Below are 23,830 nucleotides of genomic sequence, written 5' to 3' on the forward strand. Positions count from 1 at the left end.
CCGCAGGCTCCCGGTCGCGGCCGGACGGACGGCCTGCCGCGCGGCGGCGTACGTCGTGCGCAGCGGCGTGCGTAGGTGAGGCGATGCGCATGTAACGCGGGGTTATTGCATGTGAACAGGGGCCCTCCGGCCGATCTCGGTGCACAGCACCGCGGCAGATGGGCCGGCGCGACAGACGACCCCGCGTCGTGCGGACGCGGGGTCGCCTGTCGTGCTGATCCCTGGATCGACAGCTCGGTCACATGTGGTGCGGTGCTGTGCACCCGACACGCCGGGCATGCGGCATGTCCACATGCAATAACCCCGCGTTACATGGGCCCCGCCGCCGACCTCATCCCGTCGTCAGCACCAGCCCGTCGGAGTCGTCGGTGTCGACGACGACGTGCTGGCCGTCGACCACCTCGCCGCTGATGAGCAGGCGGGCGAGCGGGTCGCCGATGGCGGTCTGCACCAGGCGGCGCAGCGGCCGGGCGCCGTACGCCGGGTCGTAGCCGTGCTCGGTGAGCCAGGCCCGGGCCGCCTCGGTGACGCCGACGGTGATCCGGCGCGGCGCCAGCCGGGCGTCGAACGCCCGAAGCTGGAGGTCGACGATGTGCGCCAGCTCCTCGCGACCGAGCGCGTCGAAGAGCACCACCTCGTCGAGCCGGTTGAGGAACTCGGGCTTGAAGGCCTGCCGCACCACGGCCATCACCGCGTCGCGCTTCTTCTCCTCCTCCAGCGTCGGGTCCACGAGGTAGGTCGAGCCGAGGTTGCTGGTCAGGATGAGCAGCGTGTTGCGGAAGTCGACCGTGCGGCCCTGGCCGTCGGTGAGCCGACCGTCGTCGAGCACCTGCAGCAGGATGTCGAAGACCTCCGGGTGGGCCTTCTCGACCTCGTCGAGCAGGACCACGGAGTACGGCCGACGACGCACCGCCTCGGTCAGCTGGCCGCCCTCGTCGTAGCCGACGTAGCCCGGAGGGGCGCCGACCAGCCGCGAGACCGAGTGCTTCTCGCCGTACTCGCTCATGTCGATGCGCACGATCGCGCGCTCGTCGTCGAAGAGGAAGTCCGCGAGCGACTTCGCCAGCTCGGTCTTGCCGACGCCGGTGGGGCCGAGGAACAGGAACGAGCCGGTCGGGCGGTCGGGGTCGGCGATGCCGGCCCGGCTGCGTCGTACGGCGTCGGAGACGGCCGTGACCGCGGCGCGCTGACCGACCAGCCGCTCGCCGACGATGTCCTCCATCCGGAGCAGCTTGGCGGTCTCGCCCTCGAGCAGCCGGCCGGTCGGGATGCCGGTCCAGGCCTCGACGACGTCGGCCACCTCCTGCGGCCCGACCTCCTCGTTGACCATCCGGTCGCCCGCCGGCACCTCGGCCCGGTCGGCCTCCTCGATCTGCTTCTCCAGCGCCGGGATCCGGCCGTAGAGGACCTCCGAGGCAGCCCCGAGGTCACCGGCGCGCTGCAGCCGCTCGGCCTCCACGCGCAGCTCGTCGATCTGCTTGCGCAGCTCGCCCGAGCCCTCCAGGGCAGCCTTCTCGGCCTCCCAGCGGGTCTCCAGGCCGCGCAGCTCCTCCTGGCGGTCGGCGAGGTCGGCACGCAGCCGCTCCAGCCGGTCGCGGGAGGCGTCGTCGGTCTCGCGGTCGAGCGCGAGCTCCTCCATCCTCATCCGGTCGACGGCGCGGCGGAGCTGGTCGACCTCGACGGGCGAGCTCTCGATCTCCATCCGCAGCCGCGAGGCCGACTCGTCGACGAGGTCGATCGCCTTGTCGGGCAGCTGCCGGCCGCTGATGTAGCGGTCGGAGAGCACCGCGGCGGCCACCAGCGCGGCGTCGGTGATCTTGACGCCGTGGTGGGCCTCGTACTTCTCCTGCAGGCCGCGCAGGATCGCCACGGTGTCCTCGACGCTGGGCTCGCCCACGAAGACCTGCTGGAAGCGGCGCTCCAGGGCGGGGTCCTTCTCGATCCGCTCGCGGTACTCGTCGAGCGTGGTCGCGCCGATCAGGCGCAGCTCCCCGCGGGCCAGCATCGGCTTGAGCATGTTGCCGGCGTCCATCGTGGAGTCGCCGCTGGCGCCCGCGCCGACGACCGTGTGCAGCTCGTCGATGAAGGTGATGACCTGGCCCTCGGAGGACTTGATTTCCTCGAGCACGGCCTTGAGGCGCTCCTCGAACTCGCCGCGGTACTTCGCGCCGGCCACCATCGCGGCCAGGTCGAGCGAGAGCACGCGACGCCCCTTGAGCGAGTCGGGCACGTCGCCCGCGACCACGCGCTGGGCGAGTCCCTCGACGACGGCGGTCTTGCCGACGCCGGGCTCGCCGATCAGCACCGGGTTGTTCTTCGTGCGGCGCGAGAGCACCTGCACGACGCGGCGGATCTCGGCGTCCCGGCCGATCACCGGGTCGAGCCGGCCCTCCTCCGCGCGGGCGGTGAGGTCCACGGCGTACTTCTCCAGCGCCTCGTAGGTCGCCTCGGCCTCCGGGCTTGTGACCCGGCGGCCGCCGCGCACCGCGGTGATCGCCGTGCGCAGCGCGTCCTCGGCCACCCCGGCGCCCTGCAGCACCCCGCGCACGGGGGTGTCGACGACGACCAGGGCGAGCAGCAGGTGCTCGGTGGCGACGTAGTCGTCGCCCATGCCGGTGCTCAGCTCGAGCGCCTTGGCCAGCACGCGGGTCAGGCCGGCCGAGGGCGACGGGTTCGACACCGTCGACCCCGAGGCACGCGGCAGGCCGGCCAGGGCCTGGTCGACCGCGCGACCGACGGCGGCCGCGTCCACGCCCGCCTTGCCGAGCAGCGACGGCGCGACGCCCCGCTCCTGCCGCAGCAGCGCGGCGGCGAGGTGGGTCGGCTCGATCTGCGGGTGCCCCTCGGTGACCGCCAGCGTGCCGGCGGCGTTGACGACCTCCACGCTGCGCGAGGTCAGCTTCGACGCATCCACTTGGTTCTCCCTCACAGGTCCGGGTCCCACCCGGGGCGGCGGGACGACACCGGTGCAACGACACCAGAGTTGAGTCTGTTCCCCTCAACTTTGAGGGGCGCCGTGACGTCCTGTCCAGGGCCTTTCGACCCGCGTGCGCCGCCTCAGTCCTGCGGGATCCCGTGGCTGGGGAGCGAGGTCCGCTCGGTGGGGTCGACGAGGCAGGCGGTGCAGAACCCGGTGCCGAAGGGGGTCAGGTGGATGCTGCGGCGCACCACCTTGGGGAAGCGCACGGAGTGCATCGCGGCGAGCACGTCGGGCTGGGCCTCGACGACCTGGTACTCCATCGGGTCCTCGAGCTGCTCCCGGCTGAACCAGATCAGCCCGAGCCGGAACAGGTTGTTGAGGTACGCCGGCACCTCGTCGGGGTAGCGCGCCCCCGCCCGGGCGCCGATCATCGACATGCCCGGCGCGACCAGCGCGCTGCTCACCATGCCGACCGGGCCGCCGGTGCGGACGTCGACCGAGGGCTGCGGGCCGCCGCGCAGGAGCAGCAGCAGGATGCGCGCCTCGTCGGGGGCGAGCTCCTCCAGGATGCGGCCGTACGCCGGGTGCACCTCCTCGGTCCCCCACACGTCGCGGGACCGCTCGAGCAGGTCCTCGCCCCGCTCGCGCAACGACCGCTCCCGCTCGGGCTTGGACTCCTGGGGGGTGGCGTCGGCGAGCACGACCTCGGCCAGGGAGACCGACGCGTCGCGCAGCGCCTTGGTGACCGGGACCCCCGAGGAGACCGCCCGGGCGACGTCGCTGACCGTGCGTGAGGCCTCGGCGACGTCGTGGGCCACGCCCTGGACCAGCTCGCCGGCGGTGTCGGGGTCGGTGACCGCGCGCACCAGCAGCCGGCCCGAGCGCAGCCCGGCGCCGATCGACCAGACCGTCGAGCGCGCGGCCGCCGTGGCTGCGATCCGGGCCACGCCGGGCAGCGCCTCGGTGGCCTCGCGCAGCACCGGCTGCCGGGAGCGGCGGGGCTCGCCGGTGGGCTCCATCGGGGTGCTCACCTCGGACCCCCCACCCCGAAGAGCGCGAGGTGGAGCAAGCCACCCGCGAAGCCCATGATCGCGCCGTGGGCGTACAGCATCCACTCGTCCTCCTTGATCGCCGAGCGCATCATCTCCACGAAGTCGCGCGGCGGGAGCTCCTTGGTGCGCTGCGCGATCAGGGCGTTGATCTTGTCGGCCTGGCGCCGGCTGAACTCCGGGTCCTTGAACGGCTTGATGGTGCGGTCGACGGCCTCGAGCGCCATCGCGTCGCGGATGTTGTCGAACTGCCGGGGTCCGACCGCGACGCGCACCGCCCCGCGGACCGGGCCGGCGGCGTTGTCGATGGCGGGCCGCATCGCCGAGGCGAGCATCTGCCGGGTGCGGTCCCCGCGGGGGCCGTCGAGCAGGAAGTCGCCGATGTTCTCCAGGGTGATGACGTCGTCGGCGATGATCCGGGCGTACACCTCGGCCGCCTGGTCCTGGCGCCGCAGGAACAGCCCGTGGACCTTGACGCCCAGGATCCGGCGCGGCTCCGGGGGCTCGAAGATCAGCCACATCCCGAGCGCGTTGGTGATCCAGCCGACCAGGACACCGAGGACGGGCAGCAGCCACCACTGCGCGAACCAGTGGTCGAGCACCGCGACCGGCACGCCGAGCGCGAAGCCGAAGACGAACCCGAACGCGACCATCAGGTTGAGCTCGCGCTGGCCGAAGTCACGGAAGATGCGGACCACCAGCGCGGGGTTGCGCTGGAAGTGGTTGATGACCATGATCTTGGGGTCCAGCAGCTGGTCGATGTGCTCGCCGATCTCGTCGGTCACGGTGTGCACCACGCCGGGCAGCTGCGCCTGGACCCGGCGTACGACGGCCTCCCGCGCAGGCCGCGGCAGGTCGCGCCACAGCCCCGGATGCTCGCGCCGCATGATCTGGTCGATCATCTGCGGCAGGTCGGGCTCGAAGACGGTGACGATGTGCTCGGCGATCTGGTCGGGCTCGAGCTGCTGGTAGAACTCCGCCGGCGTCCCGAGCTTGGCGATCGCCTTGTCCACGGCGATGCTGCCCATCTTGGCCGCGCGGGCCGGCACGATCCCCTGCCAGCCGAGACCGCCCTGCAGGATGCCCGGCACCTCCTGCACCTTGCGGGGCAGCACGCGCGAGAGCTGGCGCATGCCGGGCACGGTGATGCCGTGGAAGCGCACCGGCGAGAAGAGCATCCACAGGCCCGACCAGTTGATGAGGAAGCCGACCACGCCGGTGAACACCGGGATGGTGAGCACGTGGACCCAGTCGGCCCGCTGGAAGAACCAGTCGATCTCCACCGGGGACTCCTCGTCGCTGCGGACGGACCCGGCCGGGCACGTCGTGTGTCGCCGAGGTTAACGACTGGTAGGCAGCCAGGTCACCGGGACGGCCAAGCCCGTCGCGAGGGGGCCTCAGTGCCAGGGCGTGATCGTGCCCGGCGGGCGCAGGGCCGGCAGGTTGGGCCGGTGGCCGCGCAGGGTGTCGAGCGTGGTCTGGAGCGCGGACTGCAGCTCCCCGACCTGGCCGCGCAGCTCTGCGTTGCGGGCCCGCAGGGCCGCCACCTGGTGCTCGAGCTCGAGGATGCGGCGTACGCCCTCCAGGCCGATGCCCGAGGCGGTCAGCTCCGCGACCTCGCGCAGCAGCTCGATGTCGCGCAGCGAGTAGCGGCGACCACCGCCGCCGGTGCGGCCCGGCGAGACCAGGCCCGCGCGGTCGTACTGCCGCAGCGTCTGGGGGTGGAGCCCGGTCAGCTCGGCCGCGACGCTGATGACGTAGACGGGCACGGTGGGGCCGGGCACCTGCGGACGGCGGGGGCGGGCGGGCACGTCACGCCCTGCCCTGCTCGAGCGAGGCGCGGGGGTCGTGGCCACCGCGGGCCTCGCGGTAGGCCGCCACGGCGGCGCGGCCGGCTTCGTCGAGGTCGCCGGGCACCTCCACCTCGACGGTGACCAGCAGGTCGCCGCGGGCGCCGTCCTTGCGGGCCGCCCCACGTCCCCGGGCCCGGAACACCCGGCCGTTGGGGGTGCCCGGGGGGAGCCGCAGCGTCACCGGCGACCCGCCCAGCGTCGGGACCTTGATCTCGGCGCCGAGCACGGCCTCGTCGAAGGCGACGGGGGCGGTGAGCGTGAGGTTGTCGCCCTTGCGCCCGAACAGCGGGTGGGGACGGACCTTGACCACGACCAGCAGGTCGCCCGCGGGGCCGCCCTGCTCACCGGCGGCTCCCTTGCCCTTGAGCCGGATCTTCTGGCCGTCCTTGACCCCGGCCGGGATGCGCGCGGAGACGGTGCGGTCGGACATGCCGCGACCCGAGCCCAGGCAGGTGGGGCACGGCTCGTCGTAGACGAGCTGGCGGCCGTGGCACTCCGGGCAGGTCTCGTTCATCGAGAACGCGCCGCCGACGCTGTTGACCACGACCCCGGCGCCCTCGCAGGTGCCGCAGACGTGCGGGCGGGTGCCCGGCTTGCCGCCGGTGCCCGAGCAGGTCGGGCACGGGGCGTCCGAGCGCAGGCGCATCGTGATGGTGGTGCCCTCGACGGCGTCGGCGAAGTCGATCGAGGTCTCGGCCTCGACGTCGTTGCCGCGGCGGGCACGGCTCTGCTGCCGGGTGCCGCCGCCGAAGCCGCCGCCCCCGCCGCCGCCCTGCCGGAACAGGTCGCCGAAGAGGTCGGAGACGTCGAAGCCCTGACCACCGGGGCCACCAGCGCCGGTGGTGCGTCCACCGCCGAAGCCCCCGGGGAACCCGCCGCCGAAGCCGCCGGAGCCGACGGCCGAGCGCAGCTCGTCGTACTCCTTGCGGCGCTCGGCGTCACCGACGACGTCGTAGGCCTCCGCGACCTGCTTGAAGCGGTCCTCCGCGGCCTTGTCGCCCGGCTTGGAGTCAGGGTGGTTCTCGCGGGCCAGCTTGCGGTAGGCCTTCTTCACGGTCGCCTGGTCGGCGTCCTTGGGCACCCCCAGGACCTGGTAGAAGTCCTTGCCGGCCCAGTCGGCGTGGTTCGCCACGGGTCACCCCTCCTCTCGTGGATCGCGGTCGTAGGTCGTGCGGGAGCCTCAGCCCTCGGGCCCGAGCACCGTCACCTTGGCGGCGCGGACCACCCGCTCGCCGATGCGGTAGCCCGCCTGGGCCACCACGTCGACCCGGGTCGTGTCGACCTCCGGGCTGGCGCCGTGCATCAGCGCCTCGTGCAGCGTCGGGTCGAACTCGTCTCCCGTGGCGCCGAACTTGGTCAGGCCCAGGCCGCTGACGGTGCGGTCGAGCGAGTCGGCCACCGCCTTGAAGCCGCCCTCGACCTCGCCGTGCTCGCGCGCCCGGTCGATGTCGTCGAGCACGGGCAGCAGGCCGCTCAGCACCGTGAAGACGGCGTTCTCGCGCACCAGGTCGCGGTCGCGCTCGACGCGCCGCTTGTAGTTCAGGAACTCCGCCTGCAGCCGCTGGAGGTCGAGCGTGCGCTCGGCCAGGGCGGTCTGCGCGAGGACCAGCTCGTCGGAGGCGGCCAGGTCGCCCGCGGCGTCGTCGGCCGGGGCCTCGCCCGGGTCACGGGACTCCACGGGGTCACCGGTCGCCGGCTGGTCGAGCTGGTCGGCGTCGGCCACCGGGCCCGCGGCCGGGTCGGCCGCCCAGTCGGCGGACGTGCCCGTCGTCGGGTCGTCCGCCGAGGGACCGGCCCCGGGCCGGGGAGCAGCGGGCTGCTCCCCGGCCGGGGTCCCGACGTCGTCCAGCGGACGGTCGTCGGAAGAGGTCACTTGTCCTCCTGCTTGGGCTCGTCGTCGACGATCTCGGCGTCGACGACGTCGTCGTCGTCGGTCGGGGCCTCGGCGCCGGGCTCGCCCGCGGCCGCGCCCTCACCCGACTCCTGGGCCGACGCCTCGTACATCGCCGCCCCCATCTTCTGGCTGGACTCGCCGAGCTTGGCGATGGCGGCGTTGAAGGCGTCCTTGTCGGTGCCCTCGTCCTCGAGCAGCTTCTTCAGCTCGTCGAGGTCGGCACGGACCTCGGTCTTGACGTCCTCGGGCAGCTTCTCGTCGTTGTCGTCGAGGAACTTCTCGGTCGAGTAGACGAGGGAGTCGGCCTGGTTGCGGGCGTCGACCGCCTCGCGACGCTTGGCGTCCTCCTCGGCGTACTGCTCGGCGTCACGGACCATCCGGTCGATGTCGTCCTTGGACAGCGCGCTGCCGCCGGAGATCGTCATCGACTGCTCCTTGCCGGTGCCCTGGTCCTTGGCCGAGACGTGCACGATGCCGTTGGCGTCGATGTCGAAGGTGACCTCGATCTTGGGCACGTTGCGCGGCGCCGGGGGCAGGCCGGTCAGCTCGAAGTTGCCGAGCGGCTGGTTCTGCGCCCACATCTGGCGCTCGCCCTGGGCGACCTTGATCTCGACCGACGGCTGGTTGTCGTCGGCGGTGGTGAAGATCTCCGAGCGCTTGGTCGGGATGGTGGTGTTGCGCTCGATGAGCTTGGTCATCACCCCGCCCTTGGTCTCGATGCCGAGGCTCAGCGGCGTGACGTCGAGGAGCAGCACGTCCTTGACCTCGCCCTTGAGCACGCCGGCCTGCAGGGCCGCGCCGATGGCGACGACCTCGTCGGGGTTGACGCCCTTGTTGGGCTCCTTGCCGCCGAGCAGGCTCTTGACGACGTCGGTGACGGCCGGCATCCGGGTGGAGCCACCGACGAGGACGACGTGGTCGATCTTGCTGACGTCGACGCCACCGTCCTTGAGGACGTTCTGGAACGGCGTCTTGGTGCGCTCGAGCAGGTCCGCGGTGAGCTTCTGGAACTCGCTGCGGGTGAGCTTCTCCTCGAAGTGCAGCGGGCCGGACTCGCCGTGGGTGATGTAGGGCAGGTGGATCGTGGTCTCGCTGGAGGAGGACAGCTCGATCTTGGCCTTCTCCGCGGCCTCCTGGAGGCGCTGGAGCGCGATCTTGTCCTTGCTCAGGTCGACGCCGTTGCCGCCCTGGAACTTCTTGACCATCCAGTCGACGACCTTCTGGTCCCAGTCGTCGCCACCGAGGTGGTTGTCACCGCTCGTGGCCTTGACCTCCACGACGCCCTCGCCGATCTCCAGCAGCGAGACGTCGAAGGTGCCGCCACCGAGGTCGAAGACGAGGATGGTCTGGTCGGCGTCGCCCTTGTCGAGGCCGTACGCCAGCGCGGCGGCGGTCGGCTCGTTGACGATGCGGCTGACGTTGAGGCCCGCGATCTCGCCGGCCTCCTTGGTGGCCTGGCGCTGCGCGTCGGAGAAGTACGCCGGGACGGTGATCACCGCGTCGGTCACGGTCTCGCCGAGGTAGGCCTCCGCGTCGCGCTTGAGCTTCTGCAGCACGAACGCGCTGATCTGCTGCGGGGTGAAGTCCTTGTCGTCGATCTTCTGCTTCCAGTCGGTGCCCATGTGGCGCTTGACCGAGCGGATCGTGCGGTCGACGTTGGTCACGGCCTGCCGCTTGGCGACCTCGCCGACGAGGACCTCTCCGGACTTGGCGAAGGCGACGACCGACGGGGTCGTGCGCGCGCCCTCGGCGTTCGCGATGACGGTGGGCTCGCCACCTTCGAGTACGGCGACGACGGAGTTCGTCGTGCCCAGGTCGATGCCGACCGCTCGTGCCATGTCAGTGCTCCTTGCGTGTGGGGGTTCGGGGGCCGGACCTCGTGGGCCCGGCGGCTCTCCGGCGGTGTCGCTGCCGGTGCCGTGTCAGACAAGTTGAGTCCTGCTCGCTCAACTCTAGACACCTGTCCCAACCGCGCGCCACCGGGTCTTGTTCCCGTCCCGCGAGGTGCTGCTGCGGCGACCCACGTGGGCTGCCGCGTCGTGCGCCTGCGGCCCGGGGCGTGCGGCCCCTAGCCTGGCGCGGTGAAGGTCCTCGTCACCGGCGGCGCCGGCTACATCGGGTCGACGACGGCGACGGCGCTCGAGGCCGCCGGCCACGAGCCGGTCGTGCTCGACTCGCTGCTGACCGGCCCCCGGGTCTTCGTCGGCTCCCGGCCCTTCTACGAGGGCGACGTCGCCGACCGCGGGCTCGTGGCGCGGGTGTTCGCCGACCACCCCGACATCGGCGCCGTGATCCACATGGCGGCGCGCGTCGTGGTGGCCGAGTCCGTCGACGACCCCTACGGCTACTACCGCGACAACGTCGTGAAGTCGCTCGAGCTCGTCGACCAGCTCGCGGCGCTCGGCTGCACCCGCGTCGTCCTCTCCTCCTCCGCCTCGGTGTACGCCGCCCCGGCGACCGGCTTCGAGGTCACCGAGGACTCGGCGCTCGACCCGCAGTCGCCGTACGCCCGCACCAAGCTGGTGATGGAGCTGGCGCTCGCGGACCTGACCGCGGCGACCCCGCTCCGGGGCATGTCGCTGCGCTACTTCAACCCGATCGGCGCCGACCCGGCGCTGGCCACCGGGCTGCACGTGCGCGACCCCTCCCACGTCCTCGGGCAGCTGCTGCTGGCCTCCGACGGCCGCCGCGACGCCTTCGCGGTGTCCGGGACGGACTACCCCACCCCGGACGGCACCGGCGTCCGCGACTACGTGCACGTCTGGGACCTCGCCCGGGCCCACGTCGCCGCGGTCGAGCGGTTCGACGACGCGCTGGCCGAGGAGGACACCACCCACCTGGTGCTCAACGTCGGCACCGGGTCCGGCGTCTCCGTGCGCGAGCTCGTGGCCGCCTTCGAGCGGGTGCACGGTCGACCCGTCCCGGTGCGCGACGCGGCCCGACGACCCGGCGACAGCGCCGGCGCCTACGCCAACGTGGACCGGGCACGGCGCCTGCTGCGGTGGCGGGCCGAGGCGAGCCTCGAGGAGGCCATCGGGTCGGCGCTGGCCTGGTGGGCCCGGCGTGAGCAGGTGCTCGGCTACCCCTGAGCCGTGACCCCCGCCACCCCTGGAGGCGGCGAGCGCGCTTCCCATCCGAGTCGCGGCAGAGAATGCTGGGCCCATGCCGACCCCCACGACCGTCGTCCTGTTCGGTGCCACGGGCGACCTGGCCCAGCGCAAGCTGCTGCCCGGCCTGATGCACCTGTTCCAGTCAGGGCTCCTGACCGAGGTGCAGGTCGTCGGCACCTCCCTGGACGACCACGACCGCGACTCCTTCGTCGACTTCACCCGGATGGCCATCGCGGAGTACGGCGGCGAGGGCGCCGACCCGCCGGGGTGGGAGGAGTTCTCCAAGCGGCTGCACTGGGCCGCGGGCGCCGGTGGGCCCGCCCGGCTGGCCGAGGTGGTCGCCGAGGCCGAGGCGCACTTCCCCGCGGACGCCGAGCCGCGCCGGCTGCACTACCTGAGCGTGCCGCCCAAGGCGGCGCTGCCGGTGGTCCACCAGCTCAAGGACGCCGGCCTCGTCGAGCGGGCCCGGATCGTGATGGAGAAGCCCTTCGGCACCGACCTGGAGTCGGCCAAGAAGCTCAACAGCTCGCTGCACGAGGTCTTCGACGAGGACCAGATCTTCCGGATCGACCACTTCCTGGGCAAGGAGGCGGCCCAGAACATCCTGGCCTTCCGCTTCGCCAACGGCCTGTTCGAGCCGATCTGGCACCGCAACAACATCGACCACGTCCAGATCGACGTCCCCGAGGAGCTCGGCCTGGCCCAGCGGGCCGACTTCTACGAGTCGACCGGCGCCTACCGCGACATGGTGGTGACCCACCTGTTCCAGGTGATGGCGTTCACCGCCATGGAGCCGCCGACGGCCCTGGAGCCGTTCGCGATCTCGGAGGAGAAGAACAAGGTCTTCCGCTCGATGCTGCCGATCGAGCCCAGCGACGTCGTGCGCGGGCAGTACGTCGGGTACCGGGACATCGACGGGGTCGCCCACGACTCCGAGACCGAGACCTTCATCGCGCTCAAGTGCTACGTCGACAACTGGCGCTGGGCCGGGGTGCCGTTCTACCTCCGCACCGGCAAGCGCCTCGCCGAGGGGGCGCGCATCATCTCGATCGCCTTCCGCGAGCCGCCGCGCTCGATGTTCCCGGCCGGCTCCGGCGTCGGCGACAACGGTCCCGACCACCTCACCTTCGACCTCGCCGACCAGTCGAAGATGTCGCTGTCCTTCTACGGCAAGCGACCCGGCCCGGGCATGAAGCTGGACAAGCTCTCGATGCAGTTCGCGATGCACGAGACCGGCTGGGCGGGCGAGGTGCTGGAGGCCTACGAGCGCCTCATCTACGACGCCGCCCGCGGTGACCGCACCCTGTTCACCAGCGCGGAGGGCATCGAGCGCCTCTGGGAGGTCTCCCAGCCGCTGCTCGACAACCCGCCCCCGGTGCGGCCCTACGCGCAGGGCTCCTGGGGACCCAACCGGATCCACCAGCTGATCACCCCGCACCTGTGGCGGCTGCCCTTCGAGCGCACCTGGCGCGACGCCAAGGAGAAGGGCTCCTGACCCGCGCTCCCGGAATAGACCCGGGGGCGGCGGGTATTGAGACGGACATGGCATCTGTCCCGAACCTGACCCTGAACGACGGCAACACCATCCCGCAGCTCGGCTTCGGGGTGTTCCAGGTCCCGCCGGAGGACACCGCGCGGATCACCGGCCTGGCCCTGGACGCCGGCTACCGCCACATCGACACCGCGCAGATGTACGGCAACGAGAAGGGCGTCGGCGAGGCGCTGGCCGCCTCCGACCTCGCCCGTGACGACGTCTTCGTGACCAGCAAGCTCAACAACGGCTTCCACGAGCCCGACGCGGCGCGCAGGTCCTTCGACGAGTCGCTGGCCGCGCTCGGCACCGACCACGTCGACCTGTTCCTCATCCACTGGCCGCTGCCGACCCGCTACGACGGCGACTTCGTGTCCACCTGGAAGACCCTCGTCGAGTTCCAGAAGGAGGGGCGCGCCCGGTCCATCGGCGTCTCCAACTTCCAGCCCGCCCACCTCGAGCGACTGGCCCAGGAGACCGACGTGGTGCCCGCGGTCAACCAGATCGAGGTCCACCCCTACTTCGGCAACGAGGCCGCCCGGGCCGCCAGCCACGACGCCGGCATCCTCGTCGAGGCCTGGTCCCCGATCGCCCAGGGCGGCGTGCTCGACGACGGCACCATCTCCGAGATCGCGGAGAAGGTCGGCCGCAGCACCGCGCAGGTGACCCTGCGCTGGCACGTGCAGCGCGGCGACATCATCTTCCCCAAGTCCTCCTCCCCCCAGCGGATGAAGGAGAACTTCGCGATCTTCGACTTCGAGCTCGACGACGCGCAGGTCCGGGCGATCGACGCGCTCGACAAGGGCGAGCAGGGCCGCACCGGCCCCAACCCCGACGAGTTCGACTACATCCCCGACTGATCACCCCTCGCCGTACGACGTGACAGGGCCGGTCCCCTCGGGGGCCGGCCCTGTGCCGTGCCCGGCGAGGACGTGCTGGGCGCGCGGTCAGCCGATGGTGACCCGGACGACGTTGCTCGCCTTGCGGGCGGCCGGGTCGAAGAGCCGGAACAGGTTCTCCCCCGTCCGGCCGCTCATCACGTAGGTCTGGAACGTGCCGGCCGTGACACCCGCGTCGACACCGAAGCTGGTCCAGGCGCCGTTCTCCTGCCGCTGCACCTCCAGGCGTGCGTTGTCGCCGCCGCGGTAGGTGCCGGTGAGGTTGATCCGCTGCATCGGGCCCACCGAGGACGGGCTGACCGAGAGCGAGATGTCGCCGTCGGCGGCGGACTCCGAGGGAGACTCGCTGGGCGGGGCCGAGGGTGACTCCTCCCCCGGCACGGGCAGCGCCGAGGACGGCAGCGGGTCGCTGGGCTCGGTGGCCGACCCCACGGCGACGTCCGACTCGCCCTCGTCGAGCCCGAGGGTCCGGACCATGAGCACGGTGCCGAGGGCGATCACGATCGCGACCGCCAGCAGCGCCACGAGCCCCTTGACCAGCGCTCCGCGCACCTGCTCGGAGCGCTCGTCCTGATCGTCGTGGTCCATCGCGAAGGCCTCCGGGGGATCGGGGGTCGGCGACCGGGTCGGCCGGTCCGGGCTCGGGCCCGACGAGCGTACGAGGTCCTCGCGCCCGCCTCAGGGGGTGGGTGCAGGCGTGGACACCGGCGTCGGGGCCTCGAGGTTCTCGGGGAAGTGGCAGGCGACCTGGTGCGAGGGACGTCCGAGCTGCACCAGTGGCGGCTCCTCGGTCCGGCAGATCTCCTGCGCCTTCCAGCACCGGGTGTGGAACCGGCAGGCGGGCGGCGGGTTGATCGGGCTGGGCACGTCGCCCTGGAGCCGGATCCGCTCGCGGTTCTGGCGTCGCGTGGTGTCGGGCACCGGCACGGCCGAGAGCATCGCCACGGTGTAGGGGTGGTGCGGCCGGTCGTAGAGGTCGTCGCGGTCGGCGACCTCGACCACCTTGCCGAGGTACATCACCGCGACCCGGTCCGAGACGTGGCGTACGACGGAGAGGTCGTGCGCGATCATCACGTAGGTCAGCCCCAGCTCCTCCTGGAGGTCCTCCAGCAGGTTGACCACCTGGGCCTGGATCGAGACGTCGAGCGCCGAGACCGGCTCGTCGGCGACGATCAGCTTGGGCTTGAGCGCGAGCGTCCGGGCGATGCCGATGCGCTGCCGCTGGCCGCCGGAGAACTCGTGCGGGTAGCGGTTGTAGTGCTCGGGGCTCAGCCCGACCAGCTCGAGCAGGTCCTGGACGGCCCGCTTGCGGCCACCCTCGGGGTCGACGCCCTGCAGCCGGAACGGCGCCCCCACGATCTTGCCGACGGTGTGCCGCGGGTTCAGCGAGGAGTAGGGGTCCTGGAAGATCATCTGGATGTCGCGGCGCAGCGGGCGCATCTTGCCCTCGGACAGGTGGGTGATGTCCTGGCCGTCGAAGCGCACCGTGCCGCCGGTGGGCTCGAGCAGCCGGGTGACCAGGCGCGCGGTCGTGCTCTTGCCGCAGCCGGACTCCCCCACGATCGAGAACGTCTCGCCCCGGCGTACGGCGAAGTCGACGCCGTCGACGGCCTGGACCGCGGTCTTGCCGCGCTGCAGGAAGCCGCCCTTGATCGGGAAGTGCTTGACCAGCCCCTCGACGCTGAGCAGCACGTCGTCGTCGGAGGTGGCGCCCCCCGTCGTCGGGTCGGCCGTCTGGTCGGTGGTCGGAGTCGTCATCAGGCGAGCCTCGGGGAGATCTCCTGCGCCCAGACCTGCTGGCGCTCGGCGGTGGGCAGGTGGCAGGCGGCGCCGTGGCCGACGTGGGCGCCGGTGCCGCTGCCGGCCGGCAGCAGCTCGGGGCGCTCGGTGGTGCAGGCGTCGCCCCGCACGCGGCCGGAGAACTCGCAGCGCGGGTGGAAGGCACAGCCCGACGGCACCCGGATCAGGCTCGGCGGGGTGCCCTTGATCGGCAGCAGCCGCTCGGTCGGCGGCCGGTCGAAGCGGGGCATCGACCCGAGCAGCCCCCAGGTGTAGGGGTGCTCGGGGGCGTTGAAGATCGCCTCGGCGCTGCCCTGCTCGATGCCGCGGCCGGCGTACATCACCACGATGTCGTCGGCGAGCTCGGCGACGACGCCGAGGTCGTGGGTGATGAGCACGACCGCGGAGTCGAACTCCTGCTGCAGGTCGCGGATCAGGTCGAGGATCTGCGCCTGCACCGTCACGTCGAGCGCCGTGGTGGGCTCGTCGGCGATCAGCAGGCTCGGGTCGCACGAGAGCGCCATCGCGATCATCGCCCGCTGGCGCATGCCCCCGGAGAACTGGTGGGGGTAGGCGTCGATGCGGCTCTTGGGCTCGGGGATGCCGACCCGGTCGAGCATGTCGATGGCGTGGGCGCGGGCGGCCTTCTTGGAGACCCGGTTGTGGATCCGGTAGGCCTCGATGATCTGGTTGCCCACGGTGTAGAAGGGGTGCATCGCCGAGAGCGGGTCCTGGAAGATCATCGCCATCTTCTGACCGCGCAGGCGGCGTACGTCGTCCTGCTCGGCCCCGACGAGCTCCTGCCCGTCGAGCCGGATCGACCCGGTGATGCGGGCCGAGCGGCTGGTGTGCAGCCCCATCACGGCCATGCTCGAGACGGACTTGCCCGAGCCCGACTCCCCCACGATGCCCAGGGTGCGGCCGCGCTCGACGGAGTAGGACAGGCCGTCGACGGACTTCACCAGGCCGTCGTCGGTCTCGAAGTGCACGCGGAGGTCGGAGACCTCGAGGTACGGCGCCCGGCCGCCGCCCGTGGGGGCGGGGGTCGGGTCGGCGAGGAGAGAGTTCATCGTGCGCGCACCCTGGGGTCGATGACGGCGTAGAGCAGGTCGACGATCAAGTTGGCCACGGCCACGAACACGGCGACGAGGAGCACCACGCCCAGCACCTGCGGCAGGTCGTTGCTCTTCGTGCCGTCGATGGCGAGCTGCCCCAGGCCGGGGAGGCCGAAGACGGTCTCGGTCAGCACGGCGCTGCCGATCAGCAGGCCGAAGTCGAGGCCGAAGATGGTCACGATGGGCGTCAGCGCCGCCCGCAGGCCGTGCTTGGTGACCACCGTGCGCTCGCGCAGGCCCTTGGCGCGGGCGGTGCGGATGTAGTCCTCGCCCATCGTCTCGAGCATCCCGGCACGGGTGAGCCGGGCGTACTGCGCGGAGAACAGCAGCGCGAGCGTGATCCACGGGAGCAGCAGGCCGTAGGCCCACTGCAGGGGGTTCTCGGTGAAGGGGGTGTACGTCGCTCCCGGTGGCGTCCAGCCGAGCTGGTAGCTGAAGAGCGACAGCGAGATCAGGCCGGTCCAGAAGATCGGCATCGAGACGCCGGCCAGCGCGATCGTCATGGCCGCACGGTCGAAGAAGGAGCCGCGCTTGAGCGCGGAGACGACCCCGACGGTCAGGCCCATGACCAGCCACAGCAGGGCCGCGCCGATGGCCAGGGAGAACGAGACCGGGAGGCGCTTGAGGATCTCGGGGGTGACGGGGTCCTGGTTGCGGAAGGAGTAGCCCAGGCACGGGGCCGGGCAGTTCACCTGCGCGACGCCGGTGTCGATGGTGGTGCCGAACACGACGCCGCGCAGCCAGTTGAGGTACTGCACCGGGATCGGGTCGTAGAAGCCGAGCCGCTCGGTGGTCAGCTGCACCGTGTCGGCGGTGGCGGCGCGGCCGACGTAGCGGGTCGCCAGGGTCTCGGGGGAGGCCCCGGCGAGGCGGGGCATCAGGTAGAAGATCGCGAAGGTGATCATCGAGACGATGATCACGAGCCCGACCGCGGCGATGAGTCGCCGGATGATGTAGCTGATCACTGACGTCGGCACGGTGACCGCGCCGGCCGGGTCCTGAGGCGGACCCGGCCGGAGCGGCACCTACGCCTTCACCTGCTTTCGCATGAGCGTGACGCGGGGTGGTGCAGGACGGCTACTGCTTGACGCCCATGGCGGTGTAGTCGTAGTAGCCGAAGGACTCGTTGACGAACACGTTGGTGGCGTTCTTGCCGCGGAGCAGGACGGACTTGGCGTAGACGCCCGGGTAGATGACCGCCTCCTCCATCACGCGCTCGTCGATCGCGCCCCACATCTCGTTGCGGGTGTCCTCGTCCTGCTCGACGATGGCCTCGTCGAGCATGTCCTGGACCTCGGGGATCCGGACGGAGGTGTTCGAGGAGCCGCCGGTCTCGCGGATCACGCGACCGTCGACGATCTGCGACAGGAAGCCGTAGCCGTCGGGCCAGTCCGCACCCCAGCCGTTGATGCACATGCCGATGTTGTTCTTCACGACGTACGACGGGAGGCCGCAGGTGCCGGAGAAGTAGTCACCCTCAGGCAGCGGACGCGGGGTGGCGGTGATGCCGACCTTCTCCAGCGACTGCTGGAACGCCTCGGCCGTGGCCTTCTCCTTCGGACGCTCGGCCCGGTAGGCGATGTTGGTCTCGAAGCCCTCGGAGCCACAGGCCTTCAGCGACTCCTCGGCCTTGTCGGGCTGGCCGTTGGGGTTCTTCTTGACGTCGTAGAGGTCGAAGTCCTTGTAGCCCGGGATCTGCGGGGGCATCAGGGTGGTGGCGATCTCGCCGCCGGCGAACTCGCCGCCGTAGGCGTTCTGGTAGGACTTCGGGCTCATGGCGTACATGACGGCCTTGCGGCAGTCGATGTTGTCCAGCGGCTTCACGGTCGGGTTGATCGAGGTGTACCAGAGGCGCGCGTTGAGCGGGTTGTCCGCCCGCTCGCGCAGGTCGGCCTGCTGCAGCACCTTGGGCAGCGCCGCGGCCTGGACCCCGGTGCCCGCGATGTCGACGTCGATGGTGCCCGCGATGATCTGGTTGTCGAGGTCGTTGGCCTCGAGCCCCGTCTTGACCACCATCTCGTCGGGCAGCGCCTTGCGGTTGGGGTCGCTGTCCGCGCTCCACTCCGGGTTGCGCTTGAGGGTGAACCCGCTGCTGGGGTCGTAGTTGCCGTCGAACATGTAGGGGCCCGAGGAGAGCGGGTGCGACTTGTACTTCGCGCCGGTGTCCTTGTCCTCCGGCACGGGAGCCGTCTGCGGCAGCTGGGCGAGGTAGTCGAACCCGGCGAACGGCTGCTTGAGCTTGAAGACGATGGTCTTGTCGTCCGGGGTCTCGATGGCCTGGTCGGTGTCGGCGTTCTTGGACTTGTAGGGGCCCTTGTAGCCGTCCGGCAGGTCGAGCATCGCCTCGAAGTAGGCCGGCCCGTTGGGGAAGGTCTCCTTGTCGGTCGAGCGCAGCACCGCGTGCTTGACGTCCTGGCTCGTGATCTCGGTGCCGTCCTCGAACTTCACCCCGTCGCGCAGCGTGTAGGTCCAGGTCTTGCCGCCGTCGCTGGACTTGCCGAGGTCGGTGGCGAGGTCGGGGGTCAGCTCGAGGCCGGCCTTGCCGGGCTCGGTCTTGAACATCACCAGGGAGCGCGCGTAGTTGCGCAGCATGTCCCAGGAGTAGCCGTAGTAGGTCTCGCCCGGGTCGACCGTGTCGCCCCACTCGCCGGCGAGGCCGAAGGTGAGGGTGCCGCCCTTCTCATCGGACTCGGAGACGATCTTGCCGACGCCGCCGTTGTCGAGCTCGGGCTCGCCGGCGCTGCTGCCGCCGCCCCCGCCGCCGGAGCCGCAGGCACTGAGACCCAGTGCGGCCACCGCGACCAGGGCCGCGGCACCTCTCTTACGCATGAACCGCATGGTTCCTACCTTTCTCTCCTCCGGCCCCGGCGGTCGCCAAGGTCACGGGCTGGTGCGTCGTCGGGGTCGACGAGGTGTCGGGCACCTCGGTCACCGACTGCTCTTGGGGTCGAAGGCGTCTCGCAGCCCGTCGCCGAAGAGGTTGAAGGCCAGGACGGTCAGGAAGATCGCCAGTCCGGGCCAGAACATGAAGTGCGGGACGGTGTAGAAGTTCACCGCGTCCGAGAGCATCCCGCCCCAGCTCGCGGTGGGGGGCGGGACCCCGACACCGAGGAACGACAGTGCCGCCTCGAAGAGGATGTTGGTCGGGATGATCAGGGTGGCATAGACCAGGATCGGCGCCAGCAGGTTGGGCAGCAGCTCGGTGAACAGGATGTAGGGCCGGCGGGCCCCGAGGCTGCGAGCCGCCTCGACGTACTCCCGCTCCCGCAGGGAGATCGTCTGGCCGCGCACGATGCGTCCGATGTAGGGCCAGTTGAAGAACCCGATCACGAACACGAGCAGCGCCAGCCGCAGCGGCAGGCCCTTGAGTCCGAACGCCTCGTTGGGGAAGACCCCGGACAGGGCGATGGCGAAGACCAGGATGGGGAAGGCCAGGAACACGTCCATGACCCGCGACAGGACCGCGTCGACCCAGCCGCCGAAGAAGCCGGCCACGATGCCGACGACGGTGCCGATGACCACCGAGACGATGGTGGCGAGGATGGCGATGAGCAGCGAGATGCGGGCGCCGTAGAGGACGCGGCTGAAGATGTCGCGGCCGTTGACGGTCTCGACCCCCATCGGGTGGTCCCAGCTCATGCCACCGAAGGCACCGATCGGGATCCCGCCGAAGTTCATGTCGAGGAGGTCCTCGTGGAAGGCGTTGGGCGGCCCTCCGGTCACCTTGACGATGAGCGGCGCCAGCAGGGCCACCACCACGAGGAAGACGATGAACGCGGCGCCGGTGAGCGCGACCTTGTCCTTGCGGAGCCGGCCCCACGCGATGTGGCTGAGGGAGCGACCCTCGATGTTGCGCTCCCCCGCGACGACCGCTTCCGGGTCGATCGCGTGACCGGGCTCCTCGAGCGTGCTCAGAGCGACCTCCTCGGCCGTGTCGGACGTCGTCCGGACCACGTCGGTCGGCGCGGTCGCCTCACCTTGGTCCTGCCCCCGGTGGGGGTCAAGCACCGCCCCGGCCGCGTTGCCGAATCGTGACCGCCCCGGGGCCGCTGACGGGAACTCCTGCGGCCCGGACGCTCAGGCGGGGGCGACCTCGCGGAACCCGGCGGTCACGACCTCACGATGTCCGTCCAGGACGCGCCACAGCACCAGGCCGATGGCGAGGCCCGCCACGCCCGCGGTCACGAAGACGGCCGGGATGCCCGACGAGCGCGCCAGCAGGCCCCCGGCCAGGGTGCCGAGCGGGATGCCACCCCAGATCACCGTCCGGTAGGCGCCCTGCACCCGTCCGAACAGCTCCTCGGGCACCAGCACCTGCCGCACCGACATCACCTGCACGTTGAAGGTCGAGACCGCGGCCGCGGAGAGCGCCGATCCCACCAGGCCGACCGCGGGATGGGGCAGCAGCCCCATCGCGAGCAGCGCCGCGGCGGAGACGACGCCGCTCAGCCCCATGGCGTGGGTGCGTCCCAGCACCCGCGTGACGTACGGCGAGGCCAGCGCGCCGACCACCGCGCCGACACCCCCGGCCGCGAGCAGCACCCCGAAGCCGCGCTCGTCGAGCCCGAGCGTCTCCAGGGCGTAGAGCACCATCACGCCCTGGACGAGCGCGTGGACGGCCGCCTGCACGCCGCAGCACAGCATCAGCGAGCGCAGCAGCCGGTGCCGCAGCAGCCAGCGCAGCCCCTCGGCGACGTCGGTGCGCACCGTCGTCGGGACCGTACGACGCGGCAGGGCGCGGGCGGTCACGCCGACGACGAGCACCGCGGCCAGCAGGTAGGCGCCGGAGTTCAGCCACAGCGGCGCCGAGACCGCCAGGCCGAAGAGCAGCGCCCCGACGGGCGCCCCGAGGAAGATGTTGCCCACGCTCTCGACGGTCGTCAGCAGGCTGTTGCCGCGCTCGAGCTGGTCGCGGGCCACCACGGCGGGCAGCAGCGCCCGGGCCGCGTTGTCGTAGACCGTCTCGGCGGTGCCCAGCGCGAGCGCGGTGGCGTAGAGCAGCGGCAGCGTGGCGACGTCGAGCACCACGGCGGTGGCGAGCAGGCCCGCGCCGACGGCGCGCACCAGGTTGGCGCCCGCCATGGCCCGGCGCCGGTCGACGCGGTCGACCAGCGCACCGGCGGGGAGCGAGAGCAGCAGCCACGGCAGCACGGCCAGGGCCGCGACGGCGGCCACGGCCATCGGGTCGCGGGTCAGGGTGGCGGCCAGCAGCGGCAGCGCCGCCTGCAGCACGCCGTCGGAGAGGTTGCTGGTCCCGGAGGAGACGAACAGGCGGCGGAACGCCGGGCCGAGGGGCTGCCGGGGACCGGGACGGCCCACGCCGGGGTCAGCGACCGGCGCGCTGGGCCCGGAGGGCCTGCAGGCCCCAGCGGCCGAGCACGACCGCGATCACGAGGTTGACCACGATCAGCACGCCGTGGGCCACGAAGTAACCGGTCGGCCGCTCCTCCTCGGTCTGCACCAGCGCCTTGGTGAACTGCGCGTAGGTGACGACGTTCCACACGGCGACGGCGAGCAGGACGAGGGCGTGCTTGCGTTCGAGCTTCACCGCCTCAGCCTAGGCAGGGCCCCGTCGTCCCCGGCTGTGCGGGCATCCGGGCGCACAGCGCGTCCGCCCCGCCCAGCGCCTCGACGACCGCGCTCGCGAGGTCGACGAGCTCGCCGCGCTGCAGGCCGTCACGTGCGCCGTCCAGAAGCGTGCCGACGACGGTGAGCAGCCGCTCGGCGTTGGCGTCGATGCGCTGCAGCATGAGCGCCTGGTCCTCCCCCAGTCGTCCGGCCTCGCCGTCCAGCAGCAGCTCGACGTAGCCGATCACGGCGGTGAGCGGCGTGCGCAGCTCGTGGTCGACCGCGGCCAGGACGCGGCTGCGCGTCTCGGGGGTGCGCGGCAGGCGGGACGCGACGACGTACGCCGGCACCGGGTGCACCACGGGCCGGCCGGCGCGGCGCCGGCCGAGCGAGCGGTGCGTGCCCAGCGCGGGTCCGGTGGCGCCGTGGACGCCGCCCGGGGTGCGACGCGGGCCGGACCGGGGCGGACGACCGGCCGGACCGGAGGTGCGGCGACGGGGGCGGGGGCGGAGCACGTCGGTGCCCGCTCGGGGGGCGGTCACGGACGGGGGCGCGGGTGGCACGGGTGGGGCATGCTCCGAGCCTGTCAGCCCCAGGACGCCACCGGCAGGGCCCGAGGCGCGATCCCGTCTAGTGCCTAGGAGCCGTTCGCACCTGGTCGGACGGGTGGTGCGGCCGGTCGCCGTCGACCAGGTGGAGCAGCGCCGTGGCGGCCGCGGGGGTGGCCAGGACCACCTGCCCGGCGGCGCAGCGCACGAGCAGGTCGGGCAGGTCGTGGGCGGGCTCGCCCTTGACGAGGAAGCCGACCACCCCCTCGCGCAGCAGCTCGACGACGGTCGCGGCGGTGGCGTGGGCGGAGAGGACCACGACCCGCACCGGGTCGAGCCGGCCCTGCTCGACGGCGTGGCGGAGCGCCCGGGCGGCGACCACGCCCCCCTCGGGCATCCGCACGTCGAGCAGCACGAGCTCCGCGGCCAAGGCCCGGACGGCGTCGACGACGTCCGAGCCCGAGGTCCGGGTGCCGACCACCTCGAAGCGGCGGTCCGCCTCGACGACCTCGACGAGCGCAGTGCGGAACAGCTCGTCGTCGTCGGCGACGAGCACTCGGGTGGCGCGCACGTGTTCTCCCTGCTCCGGGTCGCTGCACATGGTGCCCCTCGGGGGCGATCCGCGGAAACCCGTGACGGAGCCATTGTGTCTAGTACCTTGGTGCCACCTCAGCCCGCGGCCCGTCCCGTCCGCGGTGCGAGGATCCCGGGGGAGGGACATGGCCGAGGACCAGGACGACGGCGCGGGGACCGACGCCGAGACCGGCGCCGAGACCGGCGCGAGGTCACGCGTGCGGGTGCTCGTCGTCGACGACCACGCCGTGCTGGCCACCAGCCTGGGCCAGGTGCTCGACGCCGAGCCCGACCTGACGACGGTCGGGGTGGCGGGCACGCTCGCGGAGGCCCGGACGATGATCCGGTCCACCCGCCCCGACGTGCTGCTGCTCGACCACCGGCTGCCCGACGGCGACGGGGTCGCCGCGATCCCCGAGCTCCAGGCGCTGCGCCCGGAGGTGCAGGTGGTCGTGCTCACGGCGAGCGCCGCCGACCACGTGCTCATCGCCGCCATCGAGGCCGGGGCGTCGGGCTTCGTGTCCAAGACCCGCAGCCTCGGCGAGGTCACCGGCGCGGTCCGCGCCGCCGCCTCGGGCGAGGCGCTGATCAGCCCCGAGATGCTGGCGCGGCTGCTGCCGCGGCTCTCGCGCGGTTCGCAGCGTCAGCACCAGGAGCTGACCGAGCGCGAGCGCGAGGTGCTGGGCCTGCTGGCCGGCGGGCTGACCAACGCCGCCATCGCCGCGGAGCTGGTCGTGAGCGTGCACACCGTGCGCAACCACATCGCCAACCTCTCGGCCAAGCTGGGGGCGCACTCCAAGCTCGAGGCGCTGTCGATCGCGGTGCGCGAGGGCCTGCTGCCGGACCGGTGAGGCGACGTGCGGCCGCCCCGGCCCGCCAGCAGCGGACGCCCCTCGGCGTCGCGGGTGGTGCATCGGCACCAGGACGAGATGGGACGCAGCGCTCAGGTGCGGCGGCCGTGCGCCCGGCAGACTGGTCGGTCGGTGGGGCG

Annotated in this window: 21 protein-coding genes; 4 read left to right on the plus strand and 17 right to left on the minus strand. The window is 72.1% G+C overall.

The window, feature by feature from the left end; genetic code table 11:
* Positions 1-331: 331 nt before the first annotated feature.
* The 7 genes from clpB to dnaK all read right to left on the minus strand — a co-directional run bounded on the left by clpB (position 332) and on the right by dnaK (position 9,554).
* Positions 332-2,914: an ATP-dependent chaperone ClpB gene (clpB, locus tag EDD33_RS17630; RefSeq protein ID WP_123392334.1), complete on the minus strand. Its 2,583-nt coding sequence runs from the start codon at positions 2,912-2,914 to the stop codon at positions 332-334.
* A gap of 143 nt (positions 2,915-3,057) precedes the next feature.
* A complete protein-coding gene (locus tag EDD33_RS20390) occupies positions 3,058-3,951 on the minus strand; it encodes an Abi-alpha family protein (protein WP_246003586.1) in 894 nt (297 codons plus the stop codon).
* Positions 3,948-5,252 (minus strand): DUF445 domain-containing protein, encoded by a 1,305-nt coding sequence (locus tag EDD33_RS17640; protein ID WP_246003587.1) that lies wholly within the window; start codon positions 5,250-5,252, stop codon positions 3,948-3,950. The genes EDD33_RS20390 and EDD33_RS17640 overlap by 4 nt, the downstream gene beginning before the upstream one ends.
* A gap of 114 nt (positions 5,253-5,366) precedes the next feature.
* The gene (locus tag EDD33_RS17645; protein ID WP_123392336.1) at positions 5,367-5,780 is read right to left on the minus strand and encodes a heat shock protein transcriptional repressor HspR; all 414 of its coding nucleotides are present in this window, start codon (positions 5,778-5,780) and stop codon (positions 5,367-5,369) included.
* A 1-nt stretch (position 5,781) separates the two neighbouring features.
* On the minus strand, positions 5,782-6,954 hold the full coding sequence (gene dnaJ / locus EDD33_RS17650; RefSeq protein ID WP_123392338.1) for a molecular chaperone DnaJ: 1,173 nt from the start codon (positions 6,952-6,954) through the stop codon (positions 5,782-5,784).
* A gap of 48 nt (positions 6,955-7,002) precedes the next feature.
* Positions 7,003-7,695 (minus strand): nucleotide exchange factor GrpE, encoded by a 693-nt coding sequence (gene grpE, locus EDD33_RS17655; RefSeq protein ID WP_246003588.1) that lies wholly within the window; start codon positions 7,693-7,695, stop codon positions 7,003-7,005.
* A complete protein-coding gene (gene dnaK / locus EDD33_RS17660) occupies positions 7,692-9,554 on the minus strand; it encodes a molecular chaperone DnaK (protein WP_123392339.1) in 1,863 nt (620 codons plus the stop codon). The genes grpE and dnaK overlap by 4 nt, the downstream gene beginning before the upstream one ends.
* Before the next feature lie 243 nt (positions 9,555-9,797).
* Between dnaK and galE the strand changes: the two genes are divergently transcribed.
* From galE to EDD33_RS17675, 3 genes are all read left to right on the plus strand, one after another.
* Positions 9,798-10,805, plus strand: a complete 1,008-nt coding sequence (gene galE / locus EDD33_RS17665; RefSeq protein ID WP_123392340.1) for a UDP-glucose 4-epimerase GalE — start codon at positions 9,798-9,800, stop codon at positions 10,803-10,805.
* Positions 10,806-10,878: 73 nt separating this feature from the next.
* Entirely contained in the window at positions 10,879-12,321 is a 1,443-nt protein-coding gene (zwf, locus tag EDD33_RS17670; RefSeq protein WP_123392341.1) for a glucose-6-phosphate dehydrogenase, read from the plus strand.
* Between the two features lie 47 nt (positions 12,322-12,368).
* Positions 12,369-13,217: an aldo/keto reductase gene (locus EDD33_RS17675; RefSeq protein ID WP_123392342.1), complete on the plus strand. Its 849-nt coding sequence runs from the start codon at positions 12,369-12,371 to the stop codon at positions 13,215-13,217.
* Between the two features lie 87 nt (positions 13,218-13,304).
* Here the strand turns inward: EDD33_RS17675 and EDD33_RS17680 are convergent, their stop codons facing one another.
* The 10 genes from EDD33_RS17680 to EDD33_RS19830 form a co-directional block, all read right to left on the minus strand.
* Positions 13,305-13,844, minus strand: a complete 540-nt coding sequence (locus EDD33_RS17680; protein WP_123392343.1) for a hypothetical protein — start codon at positions 13,842-13,844, stop codon at positions 13,305-13,307.
* Between the two features lie 90 nt (positions 13,845-13,934).
* Positions 13,935-15,014, minus strand: a complete 1,080-nt coding sequence (locus tag EDD33_RS17685) for an ABC transporter ATP-binding protein (RefSeq protein ID WP_123392344.1) — start codon at positions 15,012-15,014, stop codon at positions 13,935-13,937.
* Complete coding sequence (locus EDD33_RS17690) at positions 15,014-16,105, minus strand: ABC transporter ATP-binding protein (protein ID WP_123392346.1); 1,092 nt, start codon at positions 16,103-16,105, stop codon at positions 15,014-15,016. The genes EDD33_RS17685 and EDD33_RS17690 overlap by 1 nt, the downstream gene beginning before the upstream one ends.
* Complete coding sequence (locus EDD33_RS17695; RefSeq protein ID WP_123392347.1) at positions 16,102-17,115, minus strand: ABC transporter permease; 1,014 nt, start codon at positions 17,113-17,115, stop codon at positions 16,102-16,104. The genes EDD33_RS17690 and EDD33_RS17695 overlap by 4 nt, the downstream gene beginning before the upstream one ends.
* Before the next feature lie 112 nt (positions 17,116-17,227).
* The gene (locus EDD33_RS17700; RefSeq protein ID WP_123393634.1) at positions 17,228-18,979 is read right to left on the minus strand and encodes an ABC transporter substrate-binding protein; all 1,752 of its coding nucleotides are present in this window, start codon (positions 18,977-18,979) and stop codon (positions 17,228-17,230) included.
* A gap of 99 nt (positions 18,980-19,078) precedes the next feature.
* On the minus strand, positions 19,079-20,104 hold the full coding sequence (locus EDD33_RS17705) for an ABC transporter permease (protein WP_246003589.1): 1,026 nt from the start codon (positions 20,102-20,104) through the stop codon (positions 19,079-19,081).
* Positions 20,105-20,227: 123 nt separating this feature from the next.
* Positions 20,228-21,469, minus strand: a complete 1,242-nt coding sequence (locus tag EDD33_RS17710) for an MFS transporter (RefSeq protein ID WP_123392348.1) — start codon at positions 21,467-21,469, stop codon at positions 20,228-20,230.
* Positions 21,470-21,476: 7 nt separating this feature from the next.
* Positions 21,477-21,698, minus strand: coding sequence for an SCO4848 family membrane protein (locus tag EDD33_RS17715; RefSeq protein ID WP_123392349.1), 222 nt, complete (start codon positions 21,696-21,698; stop codon positions 21,477-21,479).
* Positions 21,699-21,702: 4 nt separating this feature from the next.
* Complete coding sequence (locus EDD33_RS19825; protein WP_170169871.1) at positions 21,703-22,260, minus strand: sensor histidine kinase; 558 nt, start codon at positions 22,258-22,260, stop codon at positions 21,703-21,705.
* 88 nt (positions 22,261-22,348) lie between these two features.
* Entirely contained in the window at positions 22,349-22,837 is a 489-nt protein-coding gene (locus EDD33_RS19830; protein ID WP_170169872.1) for a response regulator, read from the minus strand.
* A 148-nt stretch (positions 22,838-22,985) separates the two neighbouring features.
* On the opposite strand from EDD33_RS19830, the gene EDD33_RS17725 reads away from it, so the two are divergent.
* Positions 22,986-23,690, plus strand: a complete 705-nt coding sequence (locus EDD33_RS17725; protein WP_170169873.1) for a response regulator — start codon at positions 22,986-22,988, stop codon at positions 23,688-23,690.
* The last annotated feature ends 140 nt before the right edge of the window (positions 23,691-23,830 follow it).

It is taken from the genome of Nocardioides aurantiacus, from assembly GCF_003752505.1.
GTDB lineage: Bacteria > Actinomycetota > Actinomycetes > Propionibacteriales > Nocardioidaceae > Marmoricola > Marmoricola aurantiacus.